The following is a 22,754-nucleotide window of genomic DNA, read 5'->3' on the forward strand; positions in this document are numbered from 1 at the left end:
ACTTTGTATGATTTTACGCTTTTCAAAATGTATTACGGTATTTATAATTATCTTTTTTAATGTACATTTTGTAGAAGCGCAACTTACTGATTTAGCTAGGTTGGAGTATTCGTTTATCCCAAAAGGAAATTCAGAAGACCAATACACAAGATTGAGAGCACTTGTTAACTATCCTATTGAAACAAGTGAAGATTGTTACTTAATTTTTGGTGCAGAATACAACAGGGTTATCCTAAACTTAGAAGATGATTATCCTTTTGATAAATCATTATTAGAAACCATCAATATCATAGATCTTAACATAGGTTATACATTTAAGTCTAGTACAAAATGGCGTTTAGGTTTAAAATTCAATCCAAGGATTGCATCTACGCTCACTGAAAAATTAACCTCTGACGATTTTCTTCTCAATGGAGGTGTTTTTGCCATAAATGATAGGACTAAAGATGAAACTGCAAAAAAACCTTATCGTTTAGTACTAGGACTTACATACAATGCAACTGCAGGTGTGCCATTTCCGTTGCCTTTTGTTAGTTATTATAGACGTATCAATGAAAATTGGTCTTTTAATGCAGGTGTGCCTAAATCCAACATTAAGTATTTTTTTAATGAAAAAAATATGCTTCAAACTTTTGTAACTTTAGATGGTTACTATGCTCACCTACAAAGGCCACAACAAGTTAATGGTAAACAAGTAGATAATATATCATTATCTTTAGCTGTTGGTGGACTTGGGTACGAATATTGTTTTACAAAACATTTAGTAGCCTATCTATACACAGGTTACACATTTAGATTAAACAATGCTTTACGAAATGAAAATAGAGATGAAGTATTTAAATTAAATGATGTTAATACGTTTTACTTAAGAACAGGATTAAAATTTAAAATATAAATATGTCTAAAATATTAATTATAGAAGATGAAGCTGCTATCCGCAGAGTATTAGTTAAGATACTATCTGAGGAAAGTGATACATATCAGGTAGAAGAAGCTGAAAATGGATTAGCCGGAATTGAGAAAATTAAAAAAGACGATTACGATTTAGTGCTTTGCGATATTAAAATGCCGAAAATGGATGGTGTTGAGGTACTGGAAGCTGTAAAAAAAATAAAACCAGAAATACCAATGGTAATGATTTCTGGTCATGGCGATTTGGACACAGCAGTAAACACGATGCGTCTAGGTGCCTTTGATTATATCTCTAAACCGCCAGATTTAAATAGACTTTTAAATACGGTTCGTATTGCTTTAGATCGAAAAGAACTCGTAGTTGAAAACAAAATGCTGAAGAAAAAAGTCAGTAAAAATTACGAAATGATTGGTGAAAGTGATGGTATCGCTCGTATTAAAGATATGATTGATAAAGTTGCACCAACAGATGCTAGAGTTTTAATTACTGGGCCAAACGGAACAGGAAAAGAACTTGTGGCACATTGGTTACACCAAAAAAGTGAACGTTCTAAAGGGCCGATGATTGAGGTGAATTGTGCTGCAATTCCAAGTGAATTGATTGAAAGCGAATTATTTGGTCACGTTAAAGGTGCTTTTACATCTGCTGCAAAAGATAGAGCGGGTAAGTTTGAAGCCGCTAATGGTGGCACTATATTTTTAGATGAAATAGGTGATATGAGCTTGTCTGCACAAGCCAAAGTATTACGTGCGTTGCAAGAAAGCCGTATTCAACGTGTAGGAAGTGATAAGGATATAAAAGTTAATGTAAGGGTTGTTGCTGCAACAAATAAAAATCTTAAAAAAGAAATAGAAGACGGTAAGTTTAGAGAGGATTTGTATCACAGGTTAGCCGTAATTTTAATTGAGGTTCCTGCTTTAAATGATAGACGAGAAGATATTCCGCTGTTAGTGGACTATTTTGCAGATAAAATTTCGAGTGAACAAGGTACAGCTAAAAAATCATTTTCTGATAAAGCTATAAAATTGCTTCAAAATTATGATTGGACAGGAAACATACGTGAACTGCGCAATGTAGTTGAACGATTGATTATCTTAGGAGGTAAAGAAGTTAGCGAAGCAGATGTAAAGGCTTTTGCTTCAAAATAATATGAAATTAAAATTAACTACATATAACAAAAGAGCTGTTTTCGGTGGTGTTATCTCTGCAGTAGTTATTGGTTTGGGAGCCTACGGTCTGGGAAATATAAGTGGCTATGAGGCAAAATCATTGATAACATCTTCTTTACCAGGCATTAATGCACTTTGTAACACTATAGTGCTTGCTTCTGCAACAATTCTGGCGCTCTTATTAACACTTTTAAGTATAAGTTCTAGTACAAAGTCTCAACTTAAAGACGAACATTACAAACATGTTTTACTAATTGCCAAGATAGATACTATAGTCTTTGTTACGGCAATGATAGTTTTTCAATTAATGAACATCCCTGTAACTGAAGCGGATAATGTGCCTAATTCTTGGTATTCAATTATATATTATATCAGTTTGGCTTTGTCTGCTATTTTAAGTGGTGGATTGATAAGTGTTGTGTTAATGTTATATAATACTGTAGTTAGTATCATTAAAATAGTTGGTTTAGGTATAGATGACCATCCACTTGCCCATAATGAAGAAGATGAAAGTAATGATGAATAAAAAAGAAAAAATAGTCAAAATTATAGATGGATGAAAGCAATTAAAATCGAGGAATTTAAAATCTCATCTGAGATAAATATTAAAAACTTGCCAACTCATATAGACTTAGGTGCAAGTGAAAAAGACCTAGAAAAAGCTTTAAGAAAAGTTAGTAAAGAATTAGCAGACATACAAAATGCCATGTATGCCCATGGAAAATATTCGGTTTTATTTTGTATTCAGGGCATGGATACAGCTGGAAAAGATAGCTTGATAAGAGAAGTATTTAAGGAATTTAATGTTAGAGGAATAGTTGCACATAGTTTCAAAAAACCAACGGAATTAGAGCTAAAGCACGATTATTTGTGGAGACATTATATAGCACTTCCGGCAAGAGGTAAATTCGGGATTTTCAATAGAACCCATTACGAAAATGTTTTGGTTACTAGAGTTCATCCCCACTATTTAATGTACGAAAACATGCCAGACATCAACTCTGTTAATGATGTTACTGATGCGTTTTGGGATAGACGTTTTAAAGAAATTAATAATTTTGAAAAGCATATTGCAGACAATGGCACAATTATCTTTAAGTTCTTTTTAAACTTGTCCAAAGACGAACAAAAAAACAGACTGCTTAGACGATTAAACAAAGCAAATAAGCAATGGAAATTTTCATCAGATGACTTAAAAGAGCGAAAACTTTGGGATAAATACCAAGATTGTTATGAGGATTTACTTAATAGAAGTTCAAAGCCTCATGCACCTTGGTTTAACATTCCTGCTGACGATAAACCAACTGCACGATATGTGGTTGCGAAGATTTTGTTAGATACCTTAAAAACCTATACAGATATTAAAGAACCAGAGTTGCCAACAAAGGAGAAAGAAAATATAGATGTGTACAAACAACAATTAGAAAATGAAAATTAGAGTACTTACCATAATTTTATGTTGCTTTTATGCATTTAGCTTTTCACAAGAAGATGAAAGTGTACTAAAAACAATATACACAACTTCACTAACTAATGGAATGAGTTACCAGTGGTTAGATCATTTATCTAATCAAATTGGTGGAAGGTTATCTGGCTCAAAAAACGCAGAGCTTGCGGTACAATACACAAAAGCAGAGCTTGAAAAATTAGGTTTAGACAAAGTGTGGCTACAACCTGTTATGGTACCAAAATGGGTTAGAGGTGAAAAAGAAACTGCATATATAGTTACAGCAAATAAGGACCATAAAATTAATCAAGATGTAAATATTTGTGCCTTAGGTGGTTCTGTGGCTACTCCTAAAGATGGCATTACTGCTAATGTAATTGAAATTAACACCTATAAAGACTTAGAGCTTTTAGGAGAAGAAAAAATAAAAGGTAAAATAGTGTTTATTAATAGATCTTGGAATCAAGAACTTGTTAGTACATTTCAGGCTTATGGTGGTTGTGCTTCAGAACGTTATAATGGAGCTGCAGAAGCGGCAAAATACGGTGCTGTAGGTATGATAGTGCGTTCGTTGAGTTCTCGCCAAGACGATTATCCACACACTGGCAGTATGAGTTATGGAGATTTACCAGTAGAAAAGCGTATTCCGTCCGCAGCAATTAGCACTAACGATGCTGTAAAATTGAGCGACGCTTTAAAAGAAAATAAAGATCTAAAATTTCACTTTAAACAAAGCTGTCAACAATTTGAAGATGTACTGTCTTATAATGTTATTGGAGAAATCACAGGAAGCGAATTTCCAAACGAATACATCATTGTTGGTGGACATTTAGATTCTTGGGATTTAGGTGATGGAGCACATGATGATGGAGCAGGAGTAGTACAATCTATGGATGTTTTAAGACTTTTAAAAGAAAGTGGCATAACACCTAAGCGAAGTATTCGTGTAGTGTTGTTTATGAATGAGGAAAATGGTTTGCGAGGTGGACGTAAATATGCTGAAGTTGCAAAAGAAAAAAATGAAAAGCACGTGTTTGCTTTAGAAAGCGATGCAGGCGGATTTACACCAAGAGGCTTCAGTTTTGATTGTAGTGACCTTATGTTTTCAAAAATTGAAGCATGGCGACCATTATTCAAACCTTACTTAATCCATTATTTTGAAAAAGGAGGTAGTGGAGCAGACATTGGCCCATTAAAGAATGATGATATTGTTTTGGCAGGACTACGACCAGATTCTCAACGTTATTTTGACCATCACCATGCAGCTAATGATACTTTTGAGCATGTAAATAAACGTGAGTTAGAATTAGGTGCTGCAACCATGACAGCCTTAGTGTTTTTGGTAGATAAGTATGGTACAGAGACCATAACCAACATTAAAGAAATTAAAGACTAATTTAATTGCTTTGGGAAGCTTTATTGCAGAAACAATAGCCTTTATTTTAGAGAGTTATCTCGATATTAAATTTTGGTTTAAAAAAAGAAAGCGACGAAAGTTTGAAAAGGAAAATAATTTACCAAAGAAACTAATGGTTTATCCTTCGGATAAAATCCATATTATTTTTTTTGTAATTGTTGTTGTTTTGGTATCGTTTTATATGTTTTTTATCCAACCATCTATAGACATCAACAGAACAGAAAAGAAGCTCAATGAAATATCTCAAATATTAGAAAAGGAAAAACAAACAATAGGACATTTTCCTAAAGAATTAAAAGCAATAATTAGAAACAACCCATTGCGAAAAAGCATAGTGTATGATGCTTGGGATAATGAGATTCAATATAATTTAGAAATAGACGAGCAAAGTTATGTGTTGTTTTCAGTTGGAAGAGATGGACTTTCTAATACAGAAGACGATATTTATTTAAAACATTAAACATATTCATATGAAAAGTATCCCATTTGTATTTGCACTTTTTATAACCACGATTGGTTTTTCACAAGAAACTTCTGAAGATTCACTTCCATATTACGAAATCCCAGAATATTCTGAGGAATTTACAGCTGGTACAATGGCAGCACGAATGGTTGATGCGTTAGGTTTTCGATTTTATTGGGCTACGGATAGTTTAACCGAAAAAGACTTGGCTTATAAGGCTAATGAAGATGGAAGATCTGCTGAAGAAACCATCGAGCATATTTATAATTTATCTAAGGTTATTGTCAATTCAACGCTAAAAAAGCCAAACACTAAAGTTGACGAAGATTTATCTTATGAAGAACTTAGAGCACAAACGCTCAACAACCTTAAAACCGCTGCAGATATTTTAAGATCTAGCGATGATATATCGCAATACAAAATCATTTTTGGAGAACAAGAGATTCCGTTTTGGAATCAAGTTAACGGACCAATTGCCGATGCTATTTGGCATTGTGGGCAAATTGTAATTTACAGACGCACCACAGGAAATCCAATCAACCCAAAAGTGAACCATTTTTCAGGTAAAGTAAAAAACTAGCCTATATTTTCCGTTTGTAGTACTTGCCTTGTTTTAATTTTTTTCTCTTCTGTCCTCTAAAATGAAAAGGTATTGATATTCCACCATACTTATATAAAACCAAATGTAAATGAGGTATTGTGGTAAAACCGGTCATGCCAGAAATAGCAATGGGTTGACCAGCTTCAACCATATCTCCAATATCAACCAAGGCTCCTTCAAAATCTAAATGAACATAGTGGGCCATTGAACCATCATCATGCAAAATATAAATTTTGTTGGCATTATTAATGCATTTTTTTGTTTTACAATGTTCTTTAGAGTCTTCTTTTACAAAAAACACTTTTCCAGATCTTACAGCAGTTATGGTATCTCCAACTTTTAACCCAAAATCGATAGCGTATTTAGAATGTGGTTCATTATGAGAAAATTTTCCACCAAAAGATTGTATTATTTTATAACGTTTTCCTTTTGTGTATGGCAACAAATAAGAGTGGTTTTTATTAAAATCGGTATTAGGATTGCCAAAATTGGCTTTAAAATTGAGATAAGATTTAATATTTATTTTAGAGGTGTCAGCGATGCGATTTAGTGGAATAACGACTGCATTTTTAAGTGTGTCCCTATATTTTATTAAACCAAATGAACTAACCTTAATAAAAGAAGCAGTAGAATCCAAGGGAGATAAATTTACTTCCATCGGAGCGTAATACGGATTAATAAAATTTATATATACAGTGTCATTATCAATATGCTTATAGCTCTTTATGCTTTGACTATGACAATGTTGAATGGTGACGATCCCTATAATAAGGGCTATCAATTTTTTCATATAGTAGAGATACGGATATAATTAAATTGTTACATTTATAAAGATAAATATTAAAAAAAATGTCCAAAGGATATCTAAAACAAATTCATCCTGTATTACCTGTTAAAAGTGTAATTAAAGCCATAGATTTTTACGTAGAAAAGTTAGGTTTTAAATTAGCTTTTACAGACACCTCAAGTGATAGCGGTTATGCAGGAGTAACTCGTGATGGTGTTGAAATTCATTTGCAATGGCATGACGAAAAGGAATGGATAGAAGGTTTAGATAGACCAATGCTGAGAATTCAAGTAGAAAATATTACCAAACTGTATAAAGAATACAAAACAAAGGACGTTTTCCATGAACGAACGTCTTTAAAAGAAACACCTTGGGGAACTAAAGAGTTTGCTTTTTATGACTTGTATGGTAATGGTCTAACGTTTTATAGAGATTTATAAGGACAATACATTGCTTAATCATTCTCGTTTATTCTACTATCAATTTGTTTAATTAATTCAATAGCATTGTTTTTATACTGTTTTGTGGCGTTGAGGTGATTTCCAACAGCTAGCATTGAATGCGATGCCACACGAGTTCTATAATCTTCACTTAGAACAAAGTATTCTATCATCTCATCACTAATTTTATTTTGAGATAAGTCTACAAACCATGGATGTTTTTCAAACTCATAAAAATTCTTCATTACTATAGCTTCCATTCTATCATTATTTTTTTCTATCACAGGTGAAAATATAGAATAAACCTTAGTAATATCATTTATAAGACTGTCTTTGGCTATGCCTTTATCGTTAGTGTAATTTTGCAATAGATTTATGCCTTTTTTTTGTATTGTAAATGGTTGGTAAATAGTAACTAGACTAATACATTGTGGACACTCTTTATAGTTGTCCATTGTAATTTCTCTGTTAATAATCTTATTACTGTTTTTCTGATTTTCTTCATAAAACTTAATAATACCTGTTGCTAAAAGCGTATCAGCTACCAAATCTGTTTTAATGGTTTGCAGTACAGCATTAAGTTGGTTTTTTTGTTTTCGTTCTTCATTTAGATTATTTACATAGAGGGCTAATAAAATACCAATCATAACTAGGGCAATTTCACCGATAGCATAAAGCAAATAACTACTTACTTTTTTTGAGAAGAGCATATTTTTTCTAATTTTTCTAAAGATGTTAATCATAGTTTGTTGTCATTTTTGTTAGCGTCATCTTCACGTTTCATTTTTATATATCTTGATACTAATCGTACTCCTAATCTTGCGAAAAGGATAACCGCAAACACCATAACAATATCAAATCCATCCATATTCATTGGTTTACTATATGTATGTATAAAACGGTCATAGTTACAAATAACTCAGCCATGATTTGTCTTTATCAGTTAGAGTTCAAAAGACTTGAGGTGTTTAAAGGTATAAAAAAAGCGTTGCAATTTTGCAACGCTTTAAATTCTTTTAGAAGCTAATTTCAACTTGGTTATTTAATATATCATCAAAGGTTTCTCGCTTTCTAATGAGTTGAGGTTTGCCTTTGTATATAAGTACTTCTGCAGGTCTGTAGCGCGAATTATAGTTGCTAGCCATAGAGAAGCAATAAGCTCCAGCATTTTTAAAACATAAAATATCACCTTCATTTATTTCAGAAATACGTCTGTTATTAGCAAATGTATCTGTTTCGCAGATATAACCAACTACTGAGTAAAAACGCTCTCGTCCTTGTGGGTTTGATATGTTGACAATTTCATGTTGAGAACCATATAGCATAGGCCTTATAAGGTGGTTAAAGCCTGAATCTACCTGAGCAAAAACAGTAGATGTGGTCTGTTTTACAACATTGACGTTTACTAAAAACACTCCAGCTTCACTCACTAAGAATTTTCCAGGCTCAAAAGCCAAGGTTAAATCTTTACCATAGCTTTTGCAAAATTCATTGAATCGCGTTGATAATTTTTCACCTAATTCTTCAATATTAGTTTCAATATCTCCTGCCTTATATGGCACTTTAAAACCAGAACCAAAATCTATAAACTCTAGGCTTTTAAAATTCTTGGCGGTTTCAAATAAAATCTCACTGGCATATAAAAACACATCAATGTCCAAAATATCACTACCAGTATGCATATGAATACCATTAATATTCATTTTAGTATTCTCTACAATACGAAGCAATAATGGAATTTGATGAATTGAGATGCCAAACTTACTATCTATATGTCCTACCGAAATATTGGTGTTACCACCAGCCATAACATGTGGATTAATACGAATACAAACAGGTGTTTTTGGGTGTTTAGTTCCAAATTGTTCTAGTATGGAAAGGTTATCAATATTAATCTGAACACCAAGCTTTGCAACAGCTTCAATTTCTTCAAGGGAAACACCGTTTGGTGTAAATATGATGTTTTCTGGCTTAAAACCTGCTTTAAGGCCTAGTTTTACTTCTTGTATTGAAACAGTATCCAATCCAGAACCTAAGGTATTAAATAACCTTAAAACAGAAATGTTAGATAAGGCTTTAGCAGCATAGTTAAGTTTCAATTTTTTAACCTTACTAAATGCTTGGGTTAAGCGTTTGTATTGACTGGTAATGGTGTCAGCATCATAGACATAAACAGGGCTTCCAAAGTCCTTGGCAATCTTTAATAAGGTGTTGCTATTCATTAGTGGTATCTTAATATTATATGTAATGTGCTAAAGTATAAGTATTATTAAGTATAAACATAAAAATTAAAAAATATTGCTATTTTTACACAATATGTTAAATAGTTAACAAAATGAAAACCATTGCATCTTGTGTCGAAGAAATCATTATATCCAGTCCTTTTCTAGAAGAAGGTTTGTCTCGTGAAATTATTAACTATTCTGCTTTGGCCAAAGAATTAAATAAGCCAATCTCAGATATGTTGCGAAAGCCTGTTAAAGATGGTGCAATAATGATGGCATTAAGGCGACATCATCAACCTTTAAATCTTGATAATTCTGTTCGTTTAAAAAAGGCATTTGAAAATTTAGGTGATATAACCGTACGCTCAAATTTAAGTGATTTTACATTTCAAAATTCTAAGACTTTAATCCATAGTCATTCTCGGATTTTAGAAAAAATAAGTGCAAATCATCAAATATTTTATGCATTTACTCGTGGTATGTTTGAGAGTAATATTATTATTTCAACTTCTGAAAAAGAAAATATTCTCAAGGCATTTAAAAATGAAACACTTATCGGTTCTCAAGAATGGCTCTCAGCCATCAGTATTTATTTGCCAAAAGGAAACTCTAAAATTGCAGGTTTGTATTATCAAATTTTTAAACGCTTGGCTTGGGAAAAGATTACCTTATACGAAGTAGTTTCTACAACTAATGAGTTTACCATTGTGGTTGAAGATAGTTTGGTTGATAAAGCGTTTTCTGTAATTAAGAGTCTAAAGAATTAAATCAATATAAAAAACTATTGGTAAAAACGTTTAAGTATGCTTACTTTTGTGGCACGAAATAAATTTCTGATAACAAATGAATTTACACGAATATCAAGGAAAAGAATTATTAAGCAGTTTTGGTGTACGCATCCAACGCGGTTTAGTAGCAAAAAACGCTAAAGAAGCTGTTGATGCAGCAAAGCAATTAACAGCCGAAACAGGTACAGGATGGCACGTTATTAAAGCTCAGGTTCATGCAGGTGGACGTGGAAAAGGTGGTGGAGTAAAGCTGGCTAAAAACCTTCAAGAGGTTGAAACAATTGCTGGTCAAATCATAGGAATGAATTTGGTAACACCTCAAACTTCTGCTGAAGGTAAAAAAGTACATCAGGTATTAATTGCAGAGGATGTTTATTATCCAGGCGAAAATGAACCAGATGAATATTACATGTCTGTATTATTAAATCGTGGAACAGGAAGAAACATGATTATGTATTCTACTGAAGGTGGTATGGATATAGAAACTGTTGCAGAAGAAACACCTCATTTAATTTTTACTGAAGAGATTGATCCTTCTACTGGAATTTTGCCTTTTCAAGCACGTCGTGTAGCATTTAACTTAGGTTTGTCTGGTACAGCTTTTAAGGAAATGACAAAATTTGTTACAGCATTATACACAGCTTATGTAAAATCTGATGCCTCTTTATTTGAAATCAACCCAGTTTTAAAAACTAGTGATAGTAAGATCATGGCAGTCGATGCTAAAGTTACTTTAGATGATAATGCACTATATAGACACAGAGATTTAGCAGAAATGCGCGATTTACGTGAAGAAAACCCAATTGAAGTAGAAGCAGGAGCTTTAGGACTTAACTATGTTGACCTAGACGGAAACGTTGGTTGTATGGTTAATGGTGCTGGTTTAGCAATGGCAACTATGGATTTAATAAAGCAAGCAGGTGGTGAGCCAGCTAACTTCTTAGATGTTGGTGGTACTGCTGATGCGGCTAGAGTGGAAGCAGCTTTTAAAATCATATTAAAAGATCCTGCTGTTAAAGCCATTTTAATAAACATATTTGGTGGTATTGTACGTTGCGATAGAGTAGCTCAAGGTGTTATTGATGCCTATAAGAATATGGGTAATATCAATGTGCCAATTATTGTACGTTTACAAGGTACTAATGCTGACATTGCTAAGGATTTAATTGATAATTCTGGATTAGATGTGTTAAGTGCAACTGAATTTCAAGAAGCTGCAGATAAAGTACAGAAAGTATTAAGTTAGTTTATAACTATCTTAAAATTAAAAGTCTGCTATATTTTAGCAGACTTTTTTTATTATTAATCGTCTCATTTTTAGTAATTTTAATGCTGAATAAAAACAATACACTATGAAAATAAAATTACTCTTTACTTTATGTACATTATCAATGATGGCCTATTCACAAGCTCCCATCAATAGTTATTTTAGTGAGCCCTTGTCTGAATATGCAATTGTAACTGGTACAATAGATCATAGCCCAACTGGTGCTAGTGCAAATTGGAACTTTACTTCGTTAACGGCATCAGGTACAAATACCGATACTTATGCTGCACCAACAGCAGGCGAGTTAACGGATTATCCTGGCACAACAGAGGTGTTGACTATTACGGATAACTCTATGAACGAAAATCAGTTTTTTTATAAAGTTGAAACTTCAACATTATCTTTAACTGGTGCTAGTAATGCAGAATTCACCTTAAATTATAATACTGATAATGCACTTGTTGGTACGTATCCATTAGCTTACGGAAATGCAGCAACAGTAGATAATATAGCTGGACAGATTATGGCTCAAGGACAGTCACCAAATTATACTGGTACAATAGAAACTGAAGTAGATGCCTATGGTACATTAACTTTTGATGTAGCAGGTCAAGGCAGTTACACAGGTAGTGTTACGCGCATAAAAACAGAGCAAAATGTTTCTTTTAGTATTGCAGGTATTTTTCCTGGAACTGCAAATCTTGTCAACTATAATTATTATAAAGATTCAGATGGTTCTTTAGTTTTTAGAACTTCGGATGGTGCAGTTGAAGTTAGTGCTCTTAGTATTAACGAAACATTTTCAACGTCTGAAGCATTAATTACCAATACCTTGTCAACTAATGAAAATGCACAGGTATTAAACGCTGTTAAGCTTTATCCTAATCCAGTTGAGGACATTTTAAATATTGAGTTGGGTGATAACATTTCAGTTGCATCAGTACATATTATGGATTTAAATGGTAGAACGGTATTGGTTTCTCAAGGAAATACTATAAGAACAAGTCAATTACAGAGTGGTTTCTATGTCTTGAGAATTGATACGGAAGTCGGATCTGTAACTAAGAAATTTATAAAGAAGTAAACATCTTTATATTAAAATTATGAGGCTGTCTGAAGAGTAAATGTTACGGTCATTCTGAAACAAGTTCAGTGTGATAAATCTACTTTTCAGACGGTCTCTTTTTTTGTTTAGGCTTATCAGATTCACCTTTTTTTGGCATAGGTCCTCTTAGATGGATAATTAACCCATTAAGAAAATTCCTTAGTATCTGGTCACCACACTCCATATATTTAGGATGATCTTCTTTTCTAAAAAAGGCATTAAGTTCACTTTTAGAAATTCTAAAGTCAACTAGCGCTAAAATTTTTACAATATCATCGTCTCGTAGCTTATGTGCTACTCTTAGCTTTTTAAATATGTCGTTGTTTGTCATAATTTGATTTTTAGTTATTATTTGTTGATGTGAGCCATTGATAAGCATTGGCAAAATGAGATGACCAAAGGGCTTCATTGTGCTTTCCGCCTTCAATCACGTGACTTTTTATTTGACTATCCTTAACTCCTTTCGATTTTAGTAATGCTACCATACGCTCTTGATCTGGAACCATGTTTTCACCTTCTTGGTCACCGACCAGAAAATAAAACATAGAAGATTCAGGGATTTCTGTTGATTGAGCCAAATCAAATATTTTTTCACTAAACCAAAACGATGGAGAGAACACGCCAGCTTTACCAAAAGTTTCAGGATATTTTATGGCTCCATAAAAAGATATTAACCCTCCTAAAGAGGATCCAAATATAGTTGTGTTTGCTGCATCAGGCTTAGTTTTATAAACCACATCAATATGAGGTTTTAGTGTGTTTTTTATAAAAGTGAGGTATGCCTCTCCTTTTCCTCCGCCATATTTCTCATGTATATAAGGAGTTAATTCGTCGATACGTTTTTCGTTACCATGCTCTATACCGATAATTATACTTTCATTGTTTGTTAACTTATCCATATACTCATCAATTTGCCATTCACCAACATAAGATGTTGAAGCATCAAACAAATTTTGAGCATCGTGCATATATATTACAGGATAGCGTTTTTCAGAATTTTGATAATTTTTAGGTAAATACACCCAAATAGTCTTTAGAGTATCTAATTGAGGAGCAGCAATAGTAAATTTCGTAATCTGTTTAGAAGCAGTACTTTGAGCATTAATTTTAACGAAAAAACATGCTATAAAAATTATGAAAATATGCTTGAATCTCATGCTATAAGTGATGTTTCGGGTTGACAAAAGTTTAAAAAAACCGACAAAGTACATTTAATTTTTCGACAAGATACATTATATCAACGACAATAAAATAATACAACTATTTAACTTTACATTGTAAAATAATTCCCTCGACACTATGATTAATCGTGCTGAAAAGTTGAGCTTGTTATCCGAGATGATAGCATTCGCACAAACAGATGACAATATAAAATCCATTGAATATAACTTTTTGTTTAGTATTGCAAAACAATTAGACATATCTAAAGAAGATTTTGAATACCTTTTTGAACATCCAGTAACCTATGTGCATTTAAAATCGCACAGTGAGCGCATTGTTCAATTTCACAGACTCGTATTATTAATGAATTTGGATCATAGGATAGAACCAAAACAATTGGTTAAGATTCATAATTTTGGATTACGCATGGGATTAAGCCATGAGTCGATTAATCGTGTATTGGATTTAATGGATAGTTTTCCTAATAAAATTGTACCACCAGATTTTTTAATTGATATTTTTAAAGTTCAATACAACTAAAAGCTTTTCTCGCAAAGGCGCTAAGACGCAAAGGAATAGTTGAACATTGTGTTTTATCTTTGCGACTCTGCGCCTTTGCGAGGGCAGTATCTACTTAACCTTCAACTTCTCCAGTTTCTCTTGGTAAGCTGTAATTAGGTCTCTAAAACGTGCTGCTTCCATAAAATCTAAGGCTTTGGCAGCTTGTTCCATCATCTTACGGTTTTCTCTAATTTTCTTTTCCAGTTGACTCTTTGTAAGATATTTACTTTCTGGCTCTGCGGCAATTTTGGCATCCAATTCTGTGCGGTAAGTACTTACAGAATTTTTTGCTAATGCACTGTCTAAGCTTTTGTTTAAGGCTTTTGGTACAAGGTTGTTTTCGGTATTGTAAGCAATCTGTTTTTCGCGTCGGTAATTGGTTTCGTCAATAGTTTTTTGCATGCTGTTGGTAATCTTATCTGCATACATAATCGCTTTACCGTTGAGGTTTCTTGCTGCTCTACCAACCGTTTGTGTTAGAGAACGTGCAGAACGTAAAAAACCTTCTTTATCAGCATCTAAAATAGCAACTAGGGAAACTTCTGGTAAATCTAAACCTTCACGTAACAAGTTAACACCAACTAGAACATCAAAAATACCTTTTCGCAAATCTTGCATAATTTCTACACGTTCAAGCGTATCTACATCACTATGAATGTAACGACAACGGATGGAAATTCGAGTTAAATATTTCACTAATTCTTCAGCCATTCTCTTGGTTAGCGTAGTGACTAAAGTACGCTCATCTTTTTCAACGCGATTTTGTATCTCTTCAATTAAATCATCAATTTGGTTGAGACTTGGTCTAACTTCAATTATAGGATCTAATAATCCTGTTGGGCGAATAACCTGCTCAACATAGATACCATCTGTTTTTTGCATTTCGTAATCTGCTGGTGTTGCAGAAACATAGATGACTTGGTTTTGAAGCGCTTCAAATTCTTCGAATTTTAAAGGTCTATTATCCATTGCGGCAGGTAAACGGAAACCGTAATCAACTAAATTTACCTTCCTACTTCTATCACCTCCATACATGGCATGTACTTGTGAAATCGTCACATGGCTTTCATCAACGACCATTAAATAATCATCTGGAAAATAATCCAACAAACAGAACGGACGTGTGCCAGGAGCTCTGCCGTCTAAATACCTTGAATAGTTCTCAATCCCAGAGCAGTAGCCTAATTCGCGAATCATTTCCAAATCAAATTCGGTACGTTCCTTCAGACGCTTAGCTTCAAGATGTTTTCCTATTTCTTTAAAATAGTCGTACTGTTTTACCAAATCGTCTTGAATATCCTTAATGGCTGCATTTAGAACATCTGGTGATGTTACAAACATATTCGCAGGATAGATGTTCAATCTATCATAGCGCTCAATAATTTCGTTGGAATGCGCATCAAAAGCTTCGATTTCTTCAACTTCATCGCCAAAAAAATGTATTCTAAAGGCATGGTCTGCATAACCTGGAAAAACATCTACAGTATCACCTTTTATTCTGAAGTTTCCATTTTTAAAATCGGCTTCAGTTCTAGAATACAAACTTTGCACCAGTTGATGCAATAATTTTGTACGAGAAATGACTTGGTCGCGTTCAATGGTTATAACATTCTTTTGAAACTCAACAGGATTTCCAATACCGTACAAACAAGATACGGATGCTACTACCAAAACATCACGTCTTCCTGATAATAGGGAAGAGGTAGTGCTTAATCGCATTTTTTCAATTTCCTCGTTAATGGATAAATCCTTTTCTATATAAACACCAGAAACCGGAATATAGGCTTCGGGTTGGTAGTAATCATAATAGGACACAAAATATTCGACAGCATTTTCTGGAAAGAATTGCTTAAACTCAGAGTAGAGCTGTGCTGCTAAGGTTTTGTTGTGTGCTAAAACCAAAGTTGGTCGTTGCACTTTTTCAATAACATTGGCAACCGTAAAGGTTTTTCCAGAGCCTGTAACACCTAAAAGCGTTTGGTATTTTTCATTTTGAATAATACCATTTGCCAATTGCTTAATAGCTTCTGGTTGATCTCCTGTAGGCTTAAATTCTGACTCAATCTTAAATCGCATAGAGCAAAGTTACGATAAAGTTTTTGTCAATCCATAGTAGATTTTAAGTCTAAATTATAGTTGCTGATTTTAGTTTTTTGATAGTAATTTTCTGATTGATGCTAACTCAGCTTCAATGCTATCAAAACGTTTTAATTTTTCGTTTTGTGATTCAATTATGCTTTGTTGTTCTTTTATAGCTTCTAACAATACAGGAATCATCTGTATATAACTTACACCTAAGTATTGGTTTTCTGAATCTATAACGGATACCATTTCAGGGAATACCTTTTGTAAATCTTGCGCAATAACTCCGTATTCTCTTTCTTTTGTTTCATCAGAAATCATATTATAAGAATAACCTTTTATATTTTGAAGGCGTTCTAAAACATTGTTTATAGGCTCTAAATTTTCTTTTAGACGTCTGTCTGAAACGTCGGTAATTGTACCTGTGTATTCTATATCGCCAACAACAACCAATTCTGCATTAGGATTTGTAGCTGCAGGACCAATACCTATACCAACATTATCAGAAAAATAGTTGGCAGAACCACCAAAACCATAACTAAAATAAGTACCGTTAAACCATAGGGCTTCTGCACCATTGACACGTAATGCCACTCCTGTTCCAGCATTTCGGCGAAGATTGGCTTCTCCACTTACCTGAAAGTTTCCATTAACCCGTATAAAATCGTTATCAAATTCTCCGTAGATTAAAGCATTGTTGGCATCTGCACTAGAGTTTTCTATGTAAAGTTTATTACTGCCTAGTTCATTGTGTCCTGCATTATTTCCAAGGAAAACATTTCGACTTCCAGATACATTTGACCATCCAGAACGATTCCCTAAAGCGGTGTTGTAATTTCCATTATTGTTCTGATAAAATGAATAATTTCCTATAGCCACATTACCATCACCACTTGTATTGCTTGTTAATGCAATGCTTCCGAGTCCTATATTATCAGTACCATCGGTGTTATTTTGTAGTGCATATGCTCCAATACCTAAGTTTTGATTATCTGTGCCATCATCACTTAGGCCAGCATCAACTCCTAAAAAAATAGAAGAACCATTACTAATATCACTTTTACCATCAGTCAGATCATTTATTCCGTGGTCTATTGTAAAATCTGTCCAACTCAAACTACCAGATCCATCAGTTTGTAAAACTTGGTTTACTGTGCCATCTACAGTTGGAAATTGATAAGCATTGTTAATGTCTAATGTACCATTGACGCGTAGTAGGTCATTGTCAAACTCACCATATATTAGAGGTGAAGAAGAGTTTGAGTTTTCAATGTACAGGCGGTCACTATTAGTTTCATAGTAACCAGACGCATGACCAATGAATATATTGTTTGATTTGGTATGTCCTAAAGAACCTGCGCCTGAACTATTGCCAATCAATATATTATTAGAGCTATTGCCATTCAAATGCCTACCTACGCTTGTGCCAATGCCAATATTACCATTTCCAACAGTGCTATAATAAAATGATTCATAGCCAATTCCTATATTAAATGCACCTGATGTAATTGACCGAGTAGCTGAAAATCCTACAGCAATATTATTATAACCACTATGATTGGTATGTAGAGCCGAAGTACCGATTCCAACATTTCCATAACCGTTAACGTTATTTTGCAATGCGTTATTTCCAAGTGCGCTATTCCAGGTACCAGTTGTATTTCTTCTCAATGCATTATATCCAAATCCTGCATTATGATTACCAGAACCATCATCGTTTTGTCCTGCGCCAACTCCCAGAAATATAGATGAACCACCTGTATCAGATTTCCCATCGATTAGGTCATTGACCCTTTCCGCTCCTTGAATATTTATCCAAGAGGTTACATTATTATCCCAATAATAAAACCCTTTATTATAAGTTACTGAAGCGATTATTACATCTGCTGTGAGATATACCATCATACCATCCATAACAGCCGTTGGGTTTGTAGCAGGAAAGTTGTCAATTTTTGGAATTAAAATTCCGTCCGTATTAGCAGGACTTGCTTGGTCAGAAGAGCGAATATCTAGCAAAACTTCTGGATTTGTAGTGTTAATACCAACTTGACCATAAAGTACGCCAATGAATAGCATACTGATTAAAGATAAGCGTATATGTTTTTTCATAGCTAATGTATTTATCGTTAAACTTTTTTAAAAGAAAGCCGTTCCCTACAACGGCTTTCTTGGTATATAGATAGATGCCGAAATACCTATCTAGATTTAGTTTTTATTTCCGTTTTAAGTGATTCAACACTTTGTTTTAGGGCATTGAGCTCAGCTTCTAACCTTGAAATATTATTATTTTGATTTGAAATTATCTCTTGTTGTTCTTGTATGGCCTTTACCAATACTGGAATAAAATCGTTGTAACGTAGACTCATAAAACCGTTGTCATCAGTAGTGAGAATGCCTTGATCTTTATAACCTAACTCTTCTAAAAGTTGCTTGACATCTTGGGCAATAAAACCAGCTTCACGAGTTTCGTGCTCGTTATTTTTGCGGATATAATCTACAGGTCGTAATTGTGAAACCATATCAAGACCGTATGGTAAATCTCTTACCTTATCTTTCCATCGTTTGTCTGAAGTGACAGTCCATGCCACCTGTATACCTGCATACGTTACTGAAGTATTACCAACTCGCACTTGGTTGGAACCTGTAGCATTAGGTACTTGAGCACCTCTTCCCAATCCTGTGTTATTGTTGCCTGTTGTAAGAGTAGTTAGTGAACCGTATCCTAGCGCAGTATTACTGTCTCCATCGATATTTCCTATTAAGGCACTTCGTCCTACTGCAGTATTTTCGAAACCTATTGTAGTTGCTTTCATCGCTTGTGCGCCTACTGCTGTGTTAGAATTGGTGGTGTTGTTAAGAAGCGCCTCCATACCTATAGCAGTATTATTATATCCTTCCATATTTTCTTTCGATGCCGACCAACCCAAAGCGGTATTATTACTTCCGTCATTATTTTTCTGCATCGCATAAGGGCCTATACCTACAATATTGTTTGAGTAGCCACCTAGACTAGAAGCTGCCTCAACGCCAATACATAAACCAAATGTGCTAGAAACGCTTACATCACTAAAGTCCCATATGTGAAAATTATTGAACTGGCTATCAACAAATTCCTTTGTTACAAGTGCTTTATACCCAGCGGTTTCAATTAATGAGTTTGTTAATGATGGTGCAGTAATAGTTCCGTTTTTTAATACGGTTAAAGCATTTTTACTAGCAGAAAAGTCTCCTATACCAATTTCAAATATAGGATCTGCTTCAAACCATTCCAAAGGGTTTCCCCCACCAACATTATACCTCCCGATTGAAGTTGAATAGACTGATTCTGCTTTAGTTTGCGACCCCATTGATGTAGATAGTCTTCCCGATGCAACTGTAAGACTTCCCAATGCGACAGATCCAAAACCTGTTGCGGAAGTAAAATGACCCATCGCAGTTGAATATCGTCCTGATGCTGTTGTAGAATAACCAGTAGATGTTGAGGCTTCACCAGTTGCACCATTACTTTCTGTATCCGCATTGCTAATACTTAAATCTACAGCAGTTTCTCCAATATTCCCATAATTTTGTGGATTCCTACCTTTTATCCGCCATCCAATCCCATTGCCTTCGTCTAAGGCTTCTAGTCCAGATGCCAATAAATTGGCGTCAGCATATTCTTTTGTAATAAGCGCCTTGTCTCCAGCGGTTTCGATTAAGGAATTGGTTAATGAAGGTGCAGTGATAGTACCATTTTTTAAGATGGTTAGGGCATTATGCGGTGTTGCGAAAGTGCCATTTCCAATTTCAAATAATGGGTCAGTACCAACCCAGTTATTTGGGTCTCCTCCTCCTATGTTATGGCGACCCAATGCAATAGAGTTGTGAGATTCAGCTTTAGTTTCAAAGCCCATTGCTGTAGAATTATAGCCAGATGCAACTGTTTGACTTCCCATTGCGGTTGAATAAGTCCCACTCGATTCAGTTGCAGACCCTAAGGCAACTGAATTTCTTCCCGTTGCATCTGTATAAAGACCTATCGCAGTAGATTTTTCTCCTATTGCTTCAGTATAAGTCCCAATTGAAGTTGAAAAATCGCCAGATGCAATGGCTCCAGATCCTATTGCTATCGCTAAATTTCCAATGGCTTCAGATGTTGAACCCATAGCAGTTGAGATAGAACCAGAAGCTTTTGTTTGATATCCTGAAGCAAATGAATAATCTCCGGTTGCCCCGTTTAGTATAGAATTAGTATTGCTATAACTTAAATCAATCGCTTCATTTCCAATATCACCATAAAAATTTACATCCCTACCTTTTAACCGCCAACCTATTCCATTACCCTCATCTATGGCTTCTAAACCGTTAACATTCTTCGCTTTTTCTGCGATGAGTGCATAAGGGACGTATGTAAACGGTGTTGTTCCCATATCCATAAAGCCGTCTCCAATATTCACTAAAACTTTTAAGTAATGGTCGTCTGCATCCCAATCTATTGCCGAATATGTTCCAATCGTTGGGAATCCTGATCCAATTTCTAGAATTACGATGCCGTTGGCATCGGTTGTTGGTTTATGCGACTCTGTAAACACATTGGTTTGTGCAGCACCTTCTAAAATAGAAAAGTCCACCTCCACGAGTTGATTTGCTACAACCGATCCCATATCATCTTTGATGACCGCTTTGTAATTTATTCCGCTTTGCGAGAAAAGAAAACAGGTAATTAATAGTGCTATGAGTGTACTAATATTTTTCATTTTTTATAAGTTTAGTTTATTTTATAAGTGATAAATGTAAAATGTGCCTGTACCCAGTCATTATTGGGGTTTACAAAAACTACTTGAATTGTTCCAGGAGCAATAACCCAACTTGATGATATATCATCATTACCTGGAAACGCATTATTAATCACCGTAATGTAATTGTACCATTGAGTATTTGTCTCATTTGTTATTGCGATATGGTAGGATTCGTCTATAGCATTCCAAGTCGCGGTAAAATTCCCTGAACCAGCAAGTATAGTCCCGTTAATATTAATTGCACCATAAGCAAGAGGTACAAGTGCCGCTGAAGTTTGTACCGTATTATCACCAAATTCAATTGACTGTACTTTTGCCGTACCATCAACAACTAGTTTCTTGTCTGGTAATAGGTTGCCAATTCCAACATTTCCATTATTTAAAACGCTTAATGCATTATTTACTTCCAATGACCCATTGATTCTCAAAAAATTGTTGTCAAATTCACCATAAATTAAAGGGTTAGATGTATTTGAGTTATCAACATACAATCGGTTATTATAGTCTGCGCCAGAGCCAGCTTCATTACCAATTACAATATTTCCGGAGTTTGTTGAGTTTGGTAACCCTAAACCTGCACCTCTTCCCACAAATACATTATTGTTGCCATTGACATTATCACCTGCGCCATTGCCCACAGCTGTATTGTTGCTCCCAGTTGTATTGTCTCTTAAACTACCATGTCCCATTGCGGTGTTTCCTGGGCCTGTTGTGTTGGATTGTAGAGCATGTCTTCCAAAAGCATTATTGAAAAAGCCTGTTGTATTTTCTCTTAATGCATGAGTTCCATAAGCATTATTATTTACACCTGTTGTGTTACTGAACAAGGCTTCATAACCAATAGCTAAATTATCACTCCCAGAAGTATTTGTAAATAAAGCACGGTATCCTAGACCAATATTAGCGTTCCCAGTTGTGTTTTGTAATGAGGTAGTTCCTATAGCAATATTTGAGTGTCCGGTTTGATTGGCGTATAAAGCTTGAAATCCAATTGCCACATTATCAACACCAGTTGTATTTGTATAAAGCGAGTGATAACCAATACCTACATTTTGATTGTATGTACCATCATCATTGTGTCCTGATTCTGTTCCCAAAAATATTGAATACCCATCGTCATCAGATTTTCCGTCTGTAAGATCATCTATGCTTTTAACTGAATTTGCAACACTTAAAGCATAAGGGACAGTTTTAAACTCACTTGTTCCCATATCTACAAAGCTCCCGTCCTGTTCTGGGTCAATTTCTGTTTTTAGTGAATGGATATCACTTTCCCAGACTATATCTGTAAATACATCGGTTGTTGAACCCTCTCCTATGTTAACAATTACAATTCCGTTACTATCCGTTAAAGCAGTGTGCGTTTCTTCATAAACATTTGGGTTGGTTGTGTTTAAAATTGTGAAGCGGATATCTACGTTTTGGTTCGCAATGACATTACCTAGATTGTCTTTAATAACAGCTTTGTAACTAATACCATTTTGGGCGAAGCTTGAAAAAGTAATACTTAAAAGTGCGATTAATGTGATGATGTTTTTCATTTTACGTTT

The 22,754-nt window shown here is 34.4% G+C and carries 22 protein-coding genes; 12 read left to right on the forward strand and 10 right to left on the reverse strand.

Annotated features, from left to right (window positions below; all coding sequences use genetic code 11):
- Nucleotides 1-7 precede the first annotated feature (7 nt).
- The 7 genes from ACFFGA_RS12255 to ACFFGA_RS12285 are packed head-to-tail and all read left to right on the forward strand — an operon-like array spanning nucleotide 8 to nucleotide 5,989.
- Nucleotides 8-895 carry a DUF6268 family outer membrane beta-barrel protein gene (locus tag ACFFGA_RS12255; RefSeq protein WP_386064448.1) on the forward strand — a complete coding sequence of 296 codons (888 nt, stop codon included), beginning with the start codon at nucleotides 8-10 and terminating at the stop codon, nucleotides 893-895.
- 2 nt (nucleotides 896-897) lie between these two features.
- On the forward strand, nucleotides 898-2,061 hold the full coding sequence (locus ACFFGA_RS12260) for a sigma-54-dependent transcriptional regulator (RefSeq protein WP_386064449.1): 1,164 nt from the start codon (nucleotides 898-900) through the stop codon (nucleotides 2,059-2,061).
- Nucleotide 2,062: 1 nt separating this feature from the next.
- Nucleotides 2,063-2,608: a hypothetical protein gene (locus tag ACFFGA_RS12265; RefSeq protein WP_386064451.1), complete on the forward strand. Its 546-nt coding sequence runs from the start codon at nucleotides 2,063-2,065 to the stop codon at nucleotides 2,606-2,608.
- A gap of 30 nt (nucleotides 2,609-2,638) precedes the next feature.
- Entirely contained in the window at nucleotides 2,639-3,520 is an 882-nt protein-coding gene (locus tag ACFFGA_RS12270) for a polyphosphate kinase 2 family protein (protein ID WP_386064452.1), read from the forward strand.
- On the forward strand, nucleotides 3,510-4,925 hold the full coding sequence (locus ACFFGA_RS12275; RefSeq protein ID WP_386064453.1) for a M20/M25/M40 family metallo-hydrolase: 1,416 nt from the start codon (nucleotides 3,510-3,512) through the stop codon (nucleotides 4,923-4,925). Before ACFFGA_RS12270 ends, ACFFGA_RS12275 begins: the two co-directional genes overlap by 11 nt.
- 10 nt (nucleotides 4,926-4,935) lie before the next feature.
- Entirely contained in the window at nucleotides 4,936-5,406 is a 471-nt protein-coding gene (locus ACFFGA_RS12280) for a type II secretion system protein GspG (RefSeq protein ID WP_386064455.1), read from the forward strand.
- Between the two features lie 10 nt (nucleotides 5,407-5,416).
- Nucleotides 5,417-5,989 carry a DinB family protein gene (locus tag ACFFGA_RS12285; protein WP_386064457.1) on the forward strand — a complete coding sequence of 191 codons (573 nt, stop codon included), beginning with the start codon at nucleotides 5,417-5,419 and terminating at the stop codon, nucleotides 5,987-5,989.
- A gap of 1 nt (nucleotide 5,990) precedes the next feature.
- Here the strand turns inward: ACFFGA_RS12285 and ACFFGA_RS12290 are convergent, their stop codons facing one another.
- Nucleotides 5,991-6,800, reverse strand: coding sequence for a M23 family metallopeptidase (locus ACFFGA_RS12290; RefSeq protein WP_386064460.1), 810 nt, complete (start codon nucleotides 6,798-6,800; stop codon nucleotides 5,991-5,993).
- Between the two features lie 59 nt (nucleotides 6,801-6,859).
- On the opposite strand from ACFFGA_RS12290, the gene ACFFGA_RS12295 reads away from it, so the two are divergent.
- Nucleotides 6,860-7,237 carry a glyoxalase superfamily protein gene (locus ACFFGA_RS12295; protein ID WP_386064462.1) on the forward strand — a complete coding sequence of 126 codons (378 nt, stop codon included), beginning with the start codon at nucleotides 6,860-6,862 and terminating at the stop codon, nucleotides 7,235-7,237.
- Between the two features lie 14 nt (nucleotides 7,238-7,251).
- Here ACFFGA_RS12295 and ACFFGA_RS12300 read toward each other — a convergent pair whose 3' ends face one another.
- From ACFFGA_RS12300 to lysA, 3 genes are all read right to left on the reverse strand, one after another.
- Entirely contained in the window at nucleotides 7,252-7,980 is a 729-nt protein-coding gene (locus ACFFGA_RS12300; RefSeq protein WP_386064465.1) for a DUF6090 family protein, read from the reverse strand.
- Nucleotides 7,977-8,105, reverse strand: a complete 129-nt coding sequence (locus ACFFGA_RS12305; RefSeq protein ID WP_386064468.1) for a hypothetical protein — start codon at nucleotides 8,103-8,105, stop codon at nucleotides 7,977-7,979. Before ACFFGA_RS12305 ends, ACFFGA_RS12300 begins: the two co-directional genes overlap by 4 nt.
- A 148-nt stretch (nucleotides 8,106-8,253) precedes the next feature.
- Nucleotides 8,254-9,459 (reverse strand): diaminopimelate decarboxylase, encoded by a 1,206-nt coding sequence (gene lysA / locus ACFFGA_RS12310; RefSeq protein WP_386064471.1) that lies wholly within the window; start codon nucleotides 9,457-9,459, stop codon nucleotides 8,254-8,256.
- A 113-nt stretch (nucleotides 9,460-9,572) separates the two neighbouring features.
- On the opposite strand from lysA, the gene ACFFGA_RS12315 reads away from it, so the two are divergent.
- From ACFFGA_RS12315 to ACFFGA_RS12325, 3 genes are all read left to right on the forward strand, one after another.
- The gene (locus ACFFGA_RS12315) at nucleotides 9,573-10,229 is read left to right on the forward strand and encodes a hypothetical protein (protein ID WP_386064473.1); all 657 of its coding nucleotides are present in this window, start codon (nucleotides 9,573-9,575) and stop codon (nucleotides 10,227-10,229) included.
- 76 nt (nucleotides 10,230-10,305) lie between these two features.
- A complete protein-coding gene (gene sucC, locus ACFFGA_RS12320; RefSeq protein WP_386064476.1) occupies nucleotides 10,306-11,496 on the forward strand; it encodes an ADP-forming succinate--CoA ligase subunit beta in 1,191 nt (396 codons plus the stop codon).
- 106 nt (nucleotides 11,497-11,602) lie between these two features.
- Nucleotides 11,603-12,601 carry a T9SS type A sorting domain-containing protein gene (locus ACFFGA_RS12325; RefSeq protein ID WP_386064479.1) on the forward strand — a complete coding sequence of 333 codons (999 nt, stop codon included), beginning with the start codon at nucleotides 11,603-11,605 and terminating at the stop codon, nucleotides 12,599-12,601.
- A gap of 79 nt (nucleotides 12,602-12,680) precedes the next feature.
- Here ACFFGA_RS12325 and ACFFGA_RS12330 read toward each other — a convergent pair whose 3' ends face one another.
- Both ACFFGA_RS12330 and ACFFGA_RS12335 read right to left on the reverse strand, forming a co-directional pair.
- Nucleotides 12,681-12,953, reverse strand: a complete 273-nt coding sequence (locus ACFFGA_RS12330) for a DUF1456 family protein (RefSeq protein ID WP_386064482.1) — start codon at nucleotides 12,951-12,953, stop codon at nucleotides 12,681-12,683.
- Between the two features lie 10 nt (nucleotides 12,954-12,963).
- Nucleotides 12,964-13,779, reverse strand: a complete 816-nt coding sequence (locus ACFFGA_RS12335) for an alpha/beta hydrolase (protein WP_386064484.1) — start codon at nucleotides 13,777-13,779, stop codon at nucleotides 12,964-12,966.
- 142 nt (nucleotides 13,780-13,921) lie between these two features.
- On the opposite strand from ACFFGA_RS12335, the gene ACFFGA_RS12340 reads away from it, so the two are divergent.
- Nucleotides 13,922-14,323 (forward strand): TerB family tellurite resistance protein, encoded by a 402-nt coding sequence (locus tag ACFFGA_RS12340; RefSeq protein ID WP_386064487.1) that lies wholly within the window; start codon nucleotides 13,922-13,924, stop codon nucleotides 14,321-14,323.
- A gap of 90 nt (nucleotides 14,324-14,413) precedes the next feature.
- Here ACFFGA_RS12340 and uvrB read toward each other — a convergent pair whose 3' ends face one another.
- The 4 genes from uvrB to ACFFGA_RS12360 form a co-directional block, all read right to left on the reverse strand.
- Entirely contained in the window at nucleotides 14,414-16,420 is a 2,007-nt protein-coding gene (gene uvrB / locus ACFFGA_RS12345; protein ID WP_386064490.1) for an excinuclease ABC subunit UvrB, read from the reverse strand.
- 69 nt (nucleotides 16,421-16,489) lie between these two features.
- The gene (locus tag ACFFGA_RS12350; RefSeq protein ID WP_386064492.1) at nucleotides 16,490-18,535 is read right to left on the reverse strand and encodes a tail fiber domain-containing protein; all 2,046 of its coding nucleotides are present in this window, start codon (nucleotides 18,533-18,535) and stop codon (nucleotides 16,490-16,492) included.
- An 86-nt stretch (nucleotides 18,536-18,621) separates the two neighbouring features.
- Nucleotides 18,622-21,162 carry a tail fiber domain-containing protein gene (locus tag ACFFGA_RS12355; protein WP_386064495.1) on the reverse strand — a complete coding sequence of 847 codons (2,541 nt, stop codon included), beginning with the start codon at nucleotides 21,160-21,162 and terminating at the stop codon, nucleotides 18,622-18,624.
- 11 nt (nucleotides 21,163-21,173) lie between these two features.
- Complete coding sequence (locus ACFFGA_RS12360) at nucleotides 21,174-22,745, reverse strand: autotransporter outer membrane beta-barrel domain-containing protein (protein WP_386064498.1); 1,572 nt, start codon at nucleotides 22,743-22,745, stop codon at nucleotides 21,174-21,176.
- Between the last annotated feature and the right edge of the window lie 9 nt (nucleotides 22,746-22,754).

Source organism: Winogradskyella pulchriflava, from assembly GCF_042434315.1.
Lineage (GTDB): Bacteria > Bacteroidota > Bacteroidia > Flavobacteriales > Flavobacteriaceae > Winogradskyella > Winogradskyella pulchriflava.

Bases quoted from the DNA above. Each gene is read 5' to 3' on its own strand.
- ACFFGA_RS12255 (WP_386064448.1), top strand. From the start codon at position 8: ATGATTTTACGCTTTTCAAAATGTATTACGGTATTTATAATTATCTTT.
- ACFFGA_RS12260 (WP_386064449.1), top strand. From the start codon at position 898: ATGTCTAAAATATTAATTATAGAAGATGAAGCTGCTATCCGCAGAGTA.
- ACFFGA_RS12265 (WP_386064451.1), top strand. From the start codon at position 2,063: ATGAAATTAAAATTAACTACATATAACAAAAGAGCTGTTTTCGGTGGT.
- ACFFGA_RS12270 (WP_386064452.1), top strand. From the start codon at position 2,639: ATGAAAGCAATTAAAATCGAGGAATTTAAAATCTCATCTGAGATAAAT.
- ACFFGA_RS12275 (WP_386064453.1), top strand. From the start codon at position 3,510: ATGAAAATTAGAGTACTTACCATAATTTTATGTTGCTTTTATGCATTT.
- ACFFGA_RS12285 (WP_386064457.1), top strand. From the start codon at position 5,417: ATGAAAAGTATCCCATTTGTATTTGCACTTTTTATAACCACGATTGGT.
- ACFFGA_RS12290 (WP_386064460.1), bottom strand. From the start codon at position 6,800: ATGAAAAAATTGATAGCCCTTATTATAGGGATCGTCACCATTCAACAT.
- ACFFGA_RS12295 (WP_386064462.1), top strand. From the start codon at position 6,860: ATGTCCAAAGGATATCTAAAACAAATTCATCCTGTATTACCTGTTAAA.
- ACFFGA_RS12300 (WP_386064465.1), bottom strand. From the start codon at position 7,980: ATGATTAACATCTTTAGAAAAATTAGAAAAAATATGCTCTTCTCAAAA.
- ACFFGA_RS12305 (WP_386064468.1), bottom strand. From the start codon at position 8,105: ATGGATGGATTTGATATTGTTATGGTGTTTGCGGTTATCCTTTTCGCA.
- lysA (WP_386064471.1), bottom strand. From the start codon at position 9,459: ATGAATAGCAACACCTTATTAAAGATTGCCAAGGACTTTGGAAGCCCT.
- ACFFGA_RS12315 (WP_386064473.1), top strand. From the start codon at position 9,573: ATGAAAACCATTGCATCTTGTGTCGAAGAAATCATTATATCCAGTCCT.
- sucC (WP_386064476.1), top strand. From the start codon at position 10,306: ATGAATTTACACGAATATCAAGGAAAAGAATTATTAAGCAGTTTTGGT.
- ACFFGA_RS12325 (WP_386064479.1), top strand. From the start codon at position 11,603: ATGAAAATAAAATTACTCTTTACTTTATGTACATTATCAATGATGGCC.
- ACFFGA_RS12330 (WP_386064482.1), bottom strand. From the start codon at position 12,953: ATGACAAACAACGACATATTTAAAAAGCTAAGAGTAGCACATAAGCTA.
- ACFFGA_RS12335 (WP_386064484.1), bottom strand. From the start codon at position 13,779: ATGAGATTCAAGCATATTTTCATAATTTTTATAGCATGTTTTTTCGTT.
- ACFFGA_RS12340 (WP_386064487.1), top strand. From the start codon at position 13,922: ATGATTAATCGTGCTGAAAAGTTGAGCTTGTTATCCGAGATGATAGCA.
- uvrB (WP_386064490.1), bottom strand. From the start codon at position 16,420: ATGCGATTTAAGATTGAGTCAGAATTTAAGCCTACAGGAGATCAACCA.
- ACFFGA_RS12350 (WP_386064492.1), bottom strand. From the start codon at position 18,535: ATGAAAAAACATATACGCTTATCTTTAATCAGTATGCTATTCATTGGC.
- ACFFGA_RS12355 (WP_386064495.1), bottom strand. From the start codon at position 21,162: ATGAAAAATATTAGTACACTCATAGCACTATTAATTACCTGTTTTCTT.
- ACFFGA_RS12360 (WP_386064498.1), bottom strand. From the start codon at position 22,745: ATGAAAAACATCATCACATTAATCGCACTTTTAAGTATTACTTTTTCA.